Raw genomic sequence first — 11,665 nt, 5'->3', positions numbered from 1 at the left:
AGTGATACAATTTCATATCAAATATTATTTTCAAGGAGCGATGATGAAGAAAATTTTACTTTTAGCGGCGATTTGCGGCAGCGTTTTTGCGCAGCAAACCTACGAACTAAACGTACCGAATATGAACTGCGGCGGTTGCGCCAAGAAAATCGAAGATGCCGCAAAAGGCGTCAAGGGCGTCACCGCAGTGAGCTTTGACCTAAAAAGCAAAGACGTAAATATCACAGCAGATAGCGGCGTAAACGTGATGGACATCGTGCACGCGATCCAAGCCAAAAAATACAAAGTCGGTATCAAAGAATGAAAAAGCTAGCTCTAGCGCTGGTGCTTTGCACGGCGGCATTTGCGGACAAGACTTTGGTTTACGAGATCCCCAATATGGCCTGCGTGAGCTGCTACGAGGTCATCACGCAGACGTTAAATAAGCTTAAGGGCGTAAAGAAATTTGATGTAAATTTGGAAGCTAAAACGGCCGACATCGTCGTCGAGGACGACTTTGCCGAAAATACGGTCGTAGAAGCGCTCAAAAAACAAGGCTATCAGGCGGTTTTAAAGTCTGAAAAATAACGCCCGCGCTGGATAAATTTAGCTCTTAGCGCGGTTTTTAGATTTTTAGCAAAAGCGGCTTTAGAGCTTAGCAAACCTGCTTGGCGTAGCTTTTTTAAGCGGCGAATAAATTTCGGCGGCGTTTTTATTTAAATTTGCGGTTTAAACGCGTGTTTAAAAAACAAAGCCAAATCGCTGCGGAGGTGAATCGCAAATAGCCACCTTTTTACAAACTTTGCGGCGTAAATTTAGCCGAATTTAGCAACCGTTCAAAGCTAAAACGTAAGGCGAGTAAAATTTATCGCCGCCTAAAATACGCGGTTTTGACGCAAACGCCCAAAACCGACAAATAAATTTAACTAAGGATAATTATGAAAAAAACGGCTAGCCTTTTGGTAGCGGCCGCGGCGTTAAATTTGCCGCTTTCGCATTGGGCAGCGAGTCGCGACGCTAATCAAGACTCTTTAAATTTAACCGCTTTAAAGGCGTTAAATTTAAGTACGCTAAACGCTGCGGAGGTCGTGCTAGATAAAGTCGAGGTCAGCGCCGACGCCAACGCTACGAAAGAGCCCGGAAAACTAACGCGCGCGGATATGGATCTGATAACGTCTAAAAATCACGGCATAACCGATCTTTTAAAAGGCAATCCAAACGCCGCCTTTAGCGCAAAAAACGCCAAAAGCGTGCGTGCGGGCGAGCTGGCTCCGCAAGATATCAGCATAAACGGCGCGAGCTACTATCAAAACAACTTTACCCTAGACGGCGCAAGCATAAATAACGACCTAGACCCTAAAAAACGCACGTGGAATAACCACAACAACATCTGGAGCGACAGCACGATAGGCTCGCAGGCTATGAGCGTAGATACGGATCTGTTAGGTAGCGTCGAGGTGCTAGATAGCGCGGTCTCGGCTAGGTACGGCGGCTTTCAAGGAGGTGCCGTAAACGCTAAAACCAGAGACCCTAAAAGCGGCTTTCACGGCGTGCTTAGCTACTCTTATACGGGCGGGGATTGGAGCAAAATTTATAAAGACGCCTCCGCCGAGCAAAGATACGACGACGGCGATCTAGCCGATATGAGCGACTTTAAAAAGCGCAGGTATAGAGTCGGCGCCGAGGGGTATTTGACGCAGAATTTCGGCCTTTTGCTAAACTACTCGAGGCACCGCTCCGTCATAGAAAACCACTACAACAAAAAGCAGATAAATCAAAATTTATACTCGTTTCCAAACGACAGGCAGACTAATGATAATCTTTTCGTAAAAGGCGTTTGGGGCGTGAGCGATAAATTTACGCTAAAGCCGAGCTTTTTGTACTCTAGGCTAGATAACTACACCTCCGCCAAGCGCTACCTAGACTCTCAGCTCACGCTAAAATACGGCGGTTACGTCGCGACTCTCGAGGCGCAGGCCGATCTTGAGGGGGTATTTTTAGAGCAGACGCTTAGCTACTCCGCCTCGCAAAACAGCCGCGACTATGAGCATGATACCGAGTATTATACCTACAAATCCTCAAACGTCAAAAACTGGAGTACGAGCGGGAGTGCGGGCATCGGCGGGTATAACGACTTTACCCAAAAGCAGAATACTCTCTCGTATAAATTTGATGCGAGCATGAAAGAATTTGACGCTTTTAGCGCGGTGCATCTGATAAAATCGGGCTTTGAGCTAACTAGGCAAATCGGCGGTTACGAGATACCCAAAACCTACGTTCACAACAGCATCCCAAAGTCGCTAACGGGCGCGTGCGAGCCGGGGGATAAAACTTGCGTCATAGACGATAGCTTCGCATCCCAGGGCGCGGTCGGTCAATATCTATCGAAAAAAATCTACTACTACGCCGTAAAAACCAAGGCTACGCAAACCAATCTCGCCCTTTATCTCGAAGACGAGATGAGGTTTGGCGCGTTTAAATTTCGCCCCGGACTTCGCATCGAGCGAAACGGCGATAATAACGACGTAAATTTGGCCCCGAGGTTGCTAGCCGAGTATGAATTCGCGGATAAAAATTTTGTAGGACTCGGGTTAAACCGCTACTACGGACGAAATTTTTTCGCGTACAAGATGTATAACGGCATCTATAAAATGAGTAAAACTTGCACTAGAGGTTCATACGGCGCACCCTACGTGTGCGGCGATTACGATAGCGACCGTTACCCGATCAGAGGGCTAAAGACGCCTTACGACGACGAATTTAGCGCGTATTATCGCGGCGACGTCGGCAACGCGAGGCTAAATCTCAAATACGTAAGACGCCAAGGCCGCGACGAAGTAGCGATGAAATACGTAAGAGAGCCGCTAGCAGGCTACGGAAACGGATATTCTATATTTACCAACGAGGGGCAAAGCAAGCGCGACATCGTAACCTTAAGCGCGGCAAACATCGCTCCGATCGAAATTTGGGGCGTAAAAAACGATTTTGAAGGCTCGCTAAGCTTTACTAAGCAAAGCAGGAGCTTTATGGATTACGAAGACGACGAGATGAATGACGACGTCTCGTATAACGGTAAAATCATCAAAAAAAGCGAACTACCTGTCGTTGATTACCATGTGCCTTTTACCGCCAAATTTCGCCACTCGGCTAAATTTAGCGGCTTTAGCGTTTCAAATTTCATAAACTATACGAGCAAAACGGACGCGCTACTAGGCGGCTGGAATAGGGCGCGCGGGATGTACGTCTACGAGCGCCAAAAGCTACCCGCATACGCGACGTGGGATATGCGTATAGGTTACGAAAGGCGGCTGGCCGGCGATTTTCGAGCGTTTATAAATCTTGACATAAATAATCTTTTAAACAAAAAATTTATCGCCTCAAACGAAGGTAGCTACTACGAGTACGGCCTTGGCCGCAACTTTTGGCTGGAAGCGGGTATGAAGTGGTGATTTGCTAGGATTTATCCCGCAATTTATCGCACAAGACGCGGTAAAAGCGGGTTTGCGGCAAACTTTGCGAGCTTTAAAAGGCTAAAGCGCTTTGGTTTAGTTTTTATGCGCGCCTTAAATTTGCGCCTTTTGGCTAGTTTTGGTTTTTGCCTTACGGCGCAAAGTCGCAAATTTGCCGTTTGTGCGCGGCGCAAATCCGCGCTTTTGCTCTCTAGGCTTACTAGTAAGCGTAAATTTGCCTACTTGCAGCCGGCAAAATAGCTAAATTTTGCATAGAGTGCGAGCGGTAATTTCCTTGCCTAAACGCAAAACGCGCGGGGTGGATTTGGCGGCTCGGCGATTTGCCGTTTAAAGTCAGTTTTGCTCTTGCGGCTTAAAACTCTGAAGCTGCGAGAAAATATGTTTCGCGCTTTTTTGGCGTGCTTAAAAACGCTATTTTTTATCGCTGCTTAAACGGCGCTAAATTTGCGATGATTTAGCCGTTAGGTCGCGTAAAATCGCCCTCAAAAGATACGAATTTATCGCGGCAAAAGGCCGTGCCGCCCGTACAGGCGAAATTTATAGGCTAGATTTTATTCGCCGATTGCCGCCGCACGGCAAGGGCTTGCGCCGAGCCGTTTTGCCTACGCATATCTTTTATTTTTGTTTAAAAATGGGCTTAACCGCCCGTAACGTAAAGCTAAAAGCGTATTTTGCGTTTTTAAGCCTAAATTTAAGCGTAAAATCGGCCGCGCGTCTTTATTTTGCGGTAACTAGCCCTTGTGTCCGAGATTTGCTCGCAAAGCGGCTTTTGCAAAGACAAGCGAAATTTAGCATTTTGGTAGCAAATCCCGAGCGACCTAGCATCTAGCGCGTTAAAAACGAGTATAATTTTCCGGCTTCAGCGGTTTTTTGATATAATCAAAATAAAAGTTAAATCAAAGGAGCAAAAATGTACATCGTCCTAGGTATCATCGCCGTTCTCGCACTCATCGTCATCTCGGTCTACAACTCGCTAGTGGGCAAGCGCAACCAAGTCTCAAACATCAGATCGGGCGTCGATACGCAGCTAAAAAGGCGCTTTGACCTCATCCCAAACCTCGTCGCCACCGTCAAGCAATACATCACGCACGAGCGCGAGCTGCTAGAAAACATCTCCGCGCTTAGAAGCGGTATCCAAAAGGCAGCAGGCGACGAGCAGAGATTTGCACTCAACGGCGAGCTGTCAAACCTCATCTCAAAGCTCAACGTCGTCGTCGAGAACTACCCCGAGCTCAAAGCCAACGAAAACGTCATGCACCTGCAAAAGACGCTAAACGAGATCGAGGAACAGATCTCCGCCGCGCGACGCGCCTACAACGCCGCAGTGACCGACTATAACAACGCCGTGGAGATGTTTCCTTCAAATCTCGTCGCTAGCTGGGCGAGGTTTAATAAGGCGGCGTTTTTCGAGGTGCCGAAAGGTCAAGACGATCCGCACGACGTGCACGAGCTTTTTAATCGCTAAATTTGAACTCGCTTCATCAAATTTGACGTTAAATTTGAACGCTTAACCGCACTCTTGAAAATGCAGGCGGGCTTTGTCGGTTCGTCAAATTTGAAGGTAAAAGCGGCAAATTTGATCCAAATTTGAGCGTCGCCGCCCACAGAAAAGAGCTTAAATTTAAGCGGTTTAAAACGCAAATTTAAAGACGAAAGCCCGTAAAATAGCCAAATTTATAAAAACGGCGTTAGATTAAAAACAGGAGCATAAATGGACGATCTGGTCTTGCTAGAGCTTGAGCGACAAAAGGTTTTGCGCTCGCTTTTTAGGCTAAAGCTCACCTGCGTCTTTGTCGCCGCCGCGGCGGCTTGGCTGCTATATCTAGCCGCGCAAAACGCCGCCCTTAGCGCGGTCGCGTTTGTGGTCTGCGGGACTGCGATGTACTATTTTTTCGAGAGTATTTTTACCGATAGCTTTACGTTTAAATTTAAGCGAAAGGTCGTGAGGAGCATCGTGGAGGACTGCGGTCTCACGTATTATCCGGGCGACTACGTAGAGAGCGATTATCTTTATATGATTTATGATTTCGACATCGACAAATACTCGGGCAACGACCTGATTTTCGGACAGATAGAGGGCATGCGGGTTAAATTTAGCGACGTAGAGGCGATAAGTATCAAAGAGGATCTACACGGAAACAAGACGCATAGAGTACTTTTTGCGGGGATTTTATTTGTCGCGGATTTTCCTAAACGGCTAAAGGGTGTTACGCAAATTTGTAGCGGGACGGATGATTTTAAGGACTACGGCGGCAAGCGCGCGAGGATGGACGACGCGGAGTTTGAGCGGCTATTTCGCGTCTATACGACCGATCAGATCGAGGCTAGATATGCGCTCACGCCTAGCCTGATGGAAAATCTAAAGCTACTAAAAACGAGATTTCATCGCCCGATAAACATCGTGCTAATAGGCGATAAAATCTGCATGGCGATCCGTACGGGGCGCGATAACTTCGAGCCTGATCTGCGCCGTCCGCTCGTTGGCAAAGGGGCGAATAGATTTTACAAAGACGAGATCGGCGGCTTTTTGCGTATCGTCGAGGAGCTGCGGCTAAACCGTAAAATTTGGCTGGACTAGGGAGCGCGGCGTCAAATTTGACGGGCGGCATAACCCGTACCTCAAAAATGCAAACGAGCGGGTTAATCTGAAACAGGGCGGCAAAAACGCAAAAAGGAGAGTTGGTGAAGGGCGTAGCGATAAACGAAACGACGATAATCGGCGATGACGGCAAATACTATAAATTTAGCTTCGAGGACGTGCGCTCGGGGCGACCTAGCGGCGGCGAGCGAGCGGCGTTTCGACCTGACGGGGCGTTTGCGAGAGATGTGTTTGTGATCGCAGACGAGGGCGAAAAGCGCGCGACGAAAGACGTCAGAAGCGAGGAGACGAAGGCTGCACTAAAAGAGAGCGCGGCGTTTGACCGAGCTAGGACGCTAGGCATAGCATCCGGTATCGTGCCGGCCGTGATCAAGATCTACGCGTATTTTATCGCGAGTTACGCGGGACTAGCACTACAGATCGCGGACAATCTCGCCGTCATATCAGCCGCACTGCTAACCTACGCGGCGCTAGGCGGAGTCGCCGGGCTCGCTCAAAGCGAGGATCTGCACGTAAACTACGGCAAGGCGATGATCGTGATGTTCGTCGCTCACGTCACGGCGACGCTGGCGTCCTATATGGCGGACGCGGCTCATCCGCTCGCTAAGCTTGTCGCCATCATCGCGCTACTGCTGCTTGGCTACGTCGCGTTCGTGTGGGGGAAGGTCTTTTTCGAGCTAGCAAGACTAACTAGAAACGGGCTTTTTCGCGTCTACGTTTGCACGTTTTTTGCGGGAGAGCTGTTGTGGGCGAGCGGCGTTTTGGCGGTATTTGGCTTCTTTTTACTCGTGGCTTCGTTTTTCATCTATATCGCGGCTTGGGTGAAAACAGACAAGGTCGGCGAAGCAAAGGACGCGGGGCTTTTTATTTATTAAATTTGACTTGGGCTTGGGTTTTAAATTTGCCCAAATTTGAGTTATTTCGCAAGGCGAAAGCTAAACGGGTAAACCGGCCGATATCTGGCGGTTTACCGAAAACTAAATTTTAAACCGAGCGGGTTTGGGAGGTGGCCCAAGCTGTCGCCGCCCGAGTCGCCGCTACCAGACGGATAAAGTCGGTATCGTCAAAACTCAGGTAGCCATGCACTGGCTACTGCAACCTCTCTAGCGCTCTTTTGGCGTATTCGTTACCTTGCGCCGCTCCGCGTTTGTAGAACTCTATGGCTTTATCCATATCCCTTGCGACGCCGTAGCTGTTCTCGTAGCATATAGCTAGATCGGTTAGAGCCTGAGGATCGTCATCGGCAACGCCTTTTTGGATGTAGACGAGCGCTTTTTTATAGTCTTTTTTAAAGTGTATTCCGTTTAGATACATATTTCCTATTTGGATGTAGACGAGCGCTTTTTTATAGTCTTTTTTAAAGTGTATTCCGTTTAGATACATATTTCCTAGCGTTGCGTCCGCGCCCGTGTCGCCTAGTTTGCTTGCCTTTTCAAGGGTCTGCGCGGCTAGTTTATAGTCCGTCATGCGGTAATAGATCCGCGCCATATTCGAGTGAGCGAGCGAATCATTTAGTCCCATGGCTTTTTTGTACCACTTTACGCCTTCGCCGATGTTAGACATCCTCACCTCGTATAGGTAGCCTACGAGCGTGACGGCTCTAGCATCGCCGCTATCGGCCTTTGGCTTGATAAATGCCAACGCTTCTTTGTATTTTCCGCTATCATCTAGCACTATAAATTTATCGTAATCCTCGTTAGAGAGCCCAAACGCCGCAGTGATCGCAAACGCGCATAGTGTTATTACCGTCTTTTTCATCTTAGTTCTCCAGTACTAGCAGGTCTTTAAATTTATGCTTGACGCTCCTTATCGCGTCGCCGTCCTCGGTGTAGTCCGTGATATAGCCGTCTTTGTCGGTAGTAAAGTAAACAAAGCCGTAGGTGCTGTAGTTCACACCCGTTACGCTGCAGCCCCAGAAGTTGCACGATCTTTCTACCGATAGCACTTCGCGCGGTTCGTGCTGCATATAAAATTTGTTCGAAAGCACACCTATCTCGATATGCGACCAGCCGCCGGAGTATTTTTCCATATCTAGGATATGGCGGCCTTTTAGCTGAGTTAGCTCTTTGTTTTCTAGAAATATATTAGAGGGGCCGACGCCGTACGTAGTGCATCCGCCTAGCAGGAAAGCGCATAAAAGCGGCAGGAAAATTTTCGCATTTTTGATCTCTTTTGATTTTTGCGCCCGATTTTATCCAAAGGTACGGCGCAAGTCAATATTTTGGGTTTGCGGTTAAATTTACAGCCTTGCGGAGTTTTAAATTTGACGCCAAATTTGATCTATCTTGCGTCAAATTTGGCTTCGTTTCGGAGCAAAAAGGCGGGCAAATTTCGGCCATAAATTTAACTATGCCGTTAAATTTACCGCACGGCGGCAACGATTTATTGCCAAGCAAGCCGCTTAGTCCGCTAGCCCATCTTGGCCGCATTTTGCGATTAGCTCGTCAAATTCTGCCTTGCTAAACGCGCTTACTACGATATTTTTAGCATCGATAAATTTGTATTTATCTCTCGGCAAATTTTGGATGAAACTTTCATATTTCAGCGTCGCTAGGATCTCGTATTTTTCGTCGTCGTTGCCATCTCCGCCAAATATCGCGACCGACCACCGCGCGACTTTCTCATCGCCCAGCATTTGCAAATTTTTATACTCCACGCTAGGTTCATACGGCAGCACGGTAACGACGTCTTGCGACAGGACGTACTGCCCGATGATCTCGCCGCTATCGTTCCTGCGGTAAAACATCTGATTTGCAAAATATGCATCCAAATTTTGGATATCGGTTACGAATTTGCCAAATTCGCCCGCGGGATCCTCCGCGCCTAGTATGCGAGCTATGATCTTTTTATCAAAGGACACTTCGTTTCTTATGCCGTAAATAGTGCTGATTTGCGCCTCTTTTTGCAAATTTTGCTCTATCGCCTCTAGCCCCGCGCGTATATCGGGCTCATAGTTAAAGCTTTCGATATTTTGCGCGCTAAATTTCTCCCCGTCCTCGCTCACGATTTCGCCGTCCATTTTTATGGCTAGGTTTTTTAGGTACTCTAGAGCGATTTTCCAGTCCGTGCGGGTGCTGGGCGTGCCGATGCGGACGTTGTAGGCGCCGTCCTCGTATCCGATCTCAAAGCCGCGTCCGCTAAGCCCGTTCGTGCCGGCAACTAGGCAGTCAAACTCGTCAAGCTTTGCGCCGTAAAAGCCCTCGGCGTCAAACTCCTCGTCGTCCTCGTCGGCGTTAAACTGCGATAAATTCGGCACCAACCGCAGCGCCTCCTCCACGCTCATCACGGGCGCAAGACCGACTAGAAACTTCTTTTTATTTTTAACGAAAAACGTGATGCTCATTTTTGATCCTTTGGAGTTAAATTTGACTTTCGCGGCGTTTTGGCGGAGTCAAATTTGAGCGCAAATTTATCGCGTTAAATTTGCCGCCGTTTGTAGCAGGTAAGTAAAATCCGGGCGCAAATTTAACTAAATGCGCCCGAGCTTAGCTCACTCGTCTTTTTTCTCATCCTCTTTTTTGCCGATCTTTTCTTTGGCGGTTTTTATGAGATTTTCGGCGGCTTTGTAGAGCTTTTCGCCTAGTTCTTTTGTTTTTGCTTTGAGATTTTCGCCGATCTCGCCAGCACTTATCTCGGTTAGCTTCTCCTCGGTTCGTTTTTCAAAGTCGCTGATCTCTTTTTTGAGCGCTTCTATGCGTTCTTTGGCGTTAAAATTTTCTTTAAGTTTATCGCCGGCTTGACCGACTTCGCGCTTTAGCTCCTCAAATTTGGCTCCCGCAAGGCTAGCGAATTTATCGATATTTTCGTTAAATTTTAACTCCTCTAGCTGAAGCTCGATCTGGCGCGAAACGTCGTTTTGCAGGCGCTTAAATTTGGCGAAGTAGCTATCTATGGACTCGTCTAGGATTTCGTTTATCACGGCAGCAGATGGCTCCTCTGAGCGCGCCATATCGCGCAGCATCGCTACGAACCTCTCCTCGAGCCTTATGAATTCTTTGGCTTCGCCTAGCAGCGTCTGGCCGTCCGGGACAAATTTGATCTCCTCGATAAACTTCTCCGTCCTTTTGCTAAGCGCCTCTTTCACGCCCCCGATCGTGCCGCTGATTAGCTCCTTGGCAAAGGCCTGATCGACGTCGGCTATCTCGCTCGCCGCCTCGCAGACTGTCCTTGCGATTTCCAGGATGCGCTCTTTGCTCTCTTCGCCCTCGTTTATCGCGCTAAGTACGACGTTTTTGGCGATTTGCTCCACCGTATCTTTCACGTCGTCGCCCTTTTCGATCGCGGTTAGAAACGCCGCCTCGGTGGTTTCTTTTAGGATGCCCAGCATTTGTAGCTCGCAGAGCATTTTTTCGTCTATCGCGGTTAAAATTTCCTCTTTATCCGCCAGGTCGCTATTTTTTATGAAATTTTCCATATTTTCAAGCAGCGCGCGAACGTCGTTTTTGATCTCGTCTTTTTGCGCGTAAATTTGCCGCTCGATCTGCTCTTTTTCGTAGATTAGGCGGTGGATATACTGCTCTTTTGCCTCGCTGAGCGCGTCACCGGCGCTTTGGATGAGGTTGGCGACGTTTTGACGGTTTAGCAGATCCTCGCCTTTTAGCGCTTCGCAAATTTGCTCAAATTCTTTAGCTAGAGCCGCGTTTGCGTCGCCGTTTTTTGCGCCTTTGACACTTTTTCTAAACTCGCTTAGCGCAAATTCTCTGATCAAAACGGAAATTTGCGGGTCGTTTTTGTTCTCTTTTATGGTTTGGATGAAGACTAAATTTTGCATGAAAGTCCTTATAGTACGTATTTGCAAACGCGTCTTAGCGCGGAAAATATCTCTAATCGCTCCTCGTTAGAATTAACCAAAACGCTTAGATTGTAGCTTTTGTATTTGCTCTCTTTGCTCGATTTTGACGGCGTTATCTTGTGTTGCCTCTCGCCTACGACGCCCTGCGCGATAGCTTCGGCGTTTTCACTATCAAGCACGATGATTTTGTATTCCCAAAAATTTGGGTATGAGATTTCAGGTTCTTTATTTAGATCGCACATAGTCGCCACTTTTGCCTCCGCTCTTGCTTTCTAGCGTGATATCTGTTATCTGCATGGTTTTATCTATCGCTTTTATCATATCGTAAATCGTTAGTAGCCCGACGCTAACGCCTGTTAGCGCCTCCATCTCTACGCCCGTTTTGCCGTCTATCTTGACGCTAACGGTTAGCTTGTAGGCACAGATTTCGGTTAGCTCCTCGATGTCGCAGTTTATGCTGCTAATTAGCAGCGGGTGGCACATCGGGATGAGTTCGCTCGTCTTTTTCGCACCCATTATCGCGCCTATGACGGCGGTTTGCAAAACCGGGCCCTTTTTGCCGGTGTTGTTTTTGATCGCGTCAAAGGCTTCGCGCGACATTTTTATGATGCCGCTTGCTACGGCTATGCGCGTAGTTGCGCCCTTGTCGCTTACGTCGACCATTTTTGGGCGGTTGTTTTCGTCTATGTGAGTTAGCATTTTCGTCCTTTCGCCTGAAACGCTAAATTTGCTTAAATTTGAGTTAGGCAGGGTAAATTTATGAGAAGGATTATAACTAAAAAAGCTTAATGAATAAGACAAAAACGCCTCGGCAGGGGGAGCCGA

Annotated in this window: 14 protein-coding genes; 6 read left to right on the top strand and 8 right to left on the bottom strand. The window is 48.0% G+C overall.

Annotated features, from left to right (window positions below):
* The first annotated feature begins 43 nt into the window (after positions 1-43).
* The 4 genes from CSHOW_RS10125 to CSHOW_RS10110 all read left to right on the top strand — a co-directional run bounded on the left by CSHOW_RS10125 (position 44) and on the right by CSHOW_RS10110 (position 4,914).
* On the top strand, positions 44-304 hold the full coding sequence (locus CSHOW_RS10125; protein WP_004321642.1) for a heavy-metal-associated domain-containing protein: 261 nt from the start codon (positions 44-46) through the stop codon (positions 302-304).
* The gene (locus CSHOW_RS10120) at positions 301-567 is read left to right on the top strand and encodes a heavy-metal-associated domain-containing protein (protein WP_004321640.1); all 267 of its coding nucleotides are present in this window, start codon (positions 301-303) and stop codon (positions 565-567) included. The genes CSHOW_RS10125 and CSHOW_RS10120 overlap by 4 nt, the downstream gene beginning before the upstream one ends.
* 350 nt (positions 568-917) lie before the next feature.
* On the top strand, positions 918-3,428 hold the full coding sequence (locus CSHOW_RS10115) for a TonB-dependent receptor plug domain-containing protein (protein ID WP_004321638.1): 2,511 nt from the start codon (positions 918-920) through the stop codon (positions 3,426-3,428).
* Positions 3,429-4,359: 931 nt separating this feature from the next.
* Complete coding sequence (locus CSHOW_RS10110) at positions 4,360-4,914, top strand: LemA family protein (protein WP_004321630.1); 555 nt, start codon at positions 4,360-4,362, stop codon at positions 4,912-4,914.
* On the opposite strand, the gene CSHOW_RS10105 is transcribed toward CSHOW_RS10110, so the two are convergent.
* A complete protein-coding gene (locus CSHOW_RS10105) occupies positions 4,911-5,090 on the bottom strand; it encodes a hypothetical protein (RefSeq protein WP_004321629.1) in 180 nt (59 codons plus the stop codon). The two genes, CSHOW_RS10110 and CSHOW_RS10105, sit on opposite strands and share 4 nt — an antisense overlap.
* Before the next feature lie 70 nt (positions 5,091-5,160).
* Here CSHOW_RS10105 and CSHOW_RS10100 point away from each other — a divergent pair, with 70 nt between their 5' ends.
* Positions 5,161-6,027, top strand: coding sequence for a DUF3137 domain-containing protein (locus CSHOW_RS10100; RefSeq protein ID WP_004321628.1), 867 nt, complete (start codon positions 5,161-5,163; stop codon positions 6,025-6,027).
* Between the two features lie 104 nt (positions 6,028-6,131).
* On the top strand, positions 6,132-6,923 hold the full coding sequence (locus CSHOW_RS10095) for a hypothetical protein (RefSeq protein WP_004321626.1): 792 nt from the start codon (positions 6,132-6,134) through the stop codon (positions 6,921-6,923).
* A gap of 214 nt (positions 6,924-7,137) precedes the next feature.
* Here CSHOW_RS10095 and CSHOW_RS10090 read toward each other — a convergent pair whose 3' ends face one another.
* The 7 genes from CSHOW_RS10090 to moaC form a co-directional block, all read right to left on the bottom strand.
* A complete protein-coding gene (locus CSHOW_RS10090) occupies positions 7,138-7,806 on the bottom strand; it encodes a tetratricopeptide repeat protein (protein WP_004321624.1) in 669 nt (222 codons plus the stop codon).
* Between the two features lies 1 nt (position 7,807).
* The gene (locus tag CSHOW_RS10085; protein ID WP_004321623.1) at positions 7,808-8,077 is read right to left on the bottom strand and encodes a hypothetical protein; all 270 of its coding nucleotides are present in this window, start codon (positions 8,075-8,077) and stop codon (positions 7,808-7,810) included.
* 184 nt (positions 8,078-8,261) lie between these two features.
* Positions 8,262-8,477, bottom strand: a complete 216-nt coding sequence (locus CSHOW_RS10080) for a hypothetical protein (protein WP_039895498.1) — start codon at positions 8,475-8,477, stop codon at positions 8,262-8,264.
* Positions 8,450-9,391 (bottom strand): DUF4299 family protein, encoded by a 942-nt coding sequence (locus CSHOW_RS10075; protein ID WP_004321619.1) that lies wholly within the window; start codon positions 9,389-9,391, stop codon positions 8,450-8,452. Before CSHOW_RS10075 ends, CSHOW_RS10080 begins: the two co-directional genes overlap by 28 nt.
* Positions 9,392-9,538: 147 nt before the next feature.
* Complete coding sequence (locus CSHOW_RS10070) at positions 9,539-10,819, bottom strand: hypothetical protein (protein ID WP_004321617.1); 1,281 nt, start codon at positions 10,817-10,819, stop codon at positions 9,539-9,541.
* 8 nt (positions 10,820-10,827) lie between these two features.
* A complete protein-coding gene (locus CSHOW_RS10065) occupies positions 10,828-11,091 on the bottom strand; it encodes an HP0495 family protein (protein WP_039895496.1) in 264 nt (87 codons plus the stop codon).
* Positions 11,066-11,539 carry a cyclic pyranopterin monophosphate synthase MoaC gene (gene moaC / locus CSHOW_RS10060; protein ID WP_039895493.1) on the bottom strand — a complete coding sequence of 158 codons (474 nt, stop codon included), beginning with the start codon at positions 11,537-11,539 and terminating at the stop codon, positions 11,066-11,068. The genes CSHOW_RS10065 and moaC overlap by 26 nt, the downstream gene beginning before the upstream one ends.
* Between the last annotated feature and the right edge of the window lie 126 nt (positions 11,540-11,665).

Source organism: Campylobacter showae, from assembly GCF_004803815.1.
Lineage (GTDB): Bacteria > Campylobacterota > Campylobacteria > Campylobacterales > Campylobacteraceae > Campylobacter_A > Campylobacter_A showae.
The sequence above is the reverse complement of the archived record's forward strand: the minus strand, read 5'-3'. Positions and strand labels throughout refer to the sequence as shown.

Excerpts from the sequence above, each read along its gene's own strand:
- CSHOW_RS10110 (WP_004321630.1), top strand. The coding sequence starts at position 4,360 with ATGTACATCGTCCTAGGTATCATCGCCGTTCTCGCACTCATCGTCATC.
- CSHOW_RS10070 (WP_004321617.1), bottom strand. The coding sequence starts at position 10,819 with ATGCAAAATTTAGTCTTCATCCAAACCATAAAAGAGAACAAAAACGAC.
- CSHOW_RS10120 (WP_004321640.1), top strand. The coding sequence starts at position 301 with ATGAAAAAGCTAGCTCTAGCGCTGGTGCTTTGCACGGCGGCATTTGCG.
- CSHOW_RS10075 (WP_004321619.1), bottom strand. The coding sequence starts at position 9,391 with ATGAGCATCACGTTTTTCGTTAAAAATAAAAAGAAGTTTCTAGTCGGT.
- moaC (WP_039895493.1), bottom strand. The coding sequence starts at position 11,539 with ATGCTAACTCACATAGACGAAAACAACCGCCCAAAAATGGTCGACGTA.
- CSHOW_RS10100 (WP_004321628.1), top strand. The coding sequence starts at position 5,161 with ATGGACGATCTGGTCTTGCTAGAGCTTGAGCGACAAAAGGTTTTGCGC.
- CSHOW_RS10090 (WP_004321624.1), bottom strand. The coding sequence starts at position 7,806 with ATGAAAAAGACGGTAATAACACTATGCGCGTTTGCGATCACTGCGGCG.
- CSHOW_RS10125 (WP_004321642.1), top strand. The coding sequence starts at position 44 with ATGAAGAAAATTTTACTTTTAGCGGCGATTTGCGGCAGCGTTTTTGCG.
- CSHOW_RS10085 (WP_004321623.1), bottom strand. The coding sequence starts at position 8,077 with ATGGAAAAATACTCCGGCGGCTGGTCGCATATCGAGATAGGTGTGCTT.
- CSHOW_RS10115 (WP_004321638.1), top strand. The coding sequence starts at position 918 with ATGAAAAAAACGGCTAGCCTTTTGGTAGCGGCCGCGGCGTTAAATTTG.
- CSHOW_RS10080 (WP_039895498.1), bottom strand. The coding sequence starts at position 8,477 with ATGCGGCCAAGATGGGCTAGCGGACTAAGCGGCTTGCTTGGCAATAAA.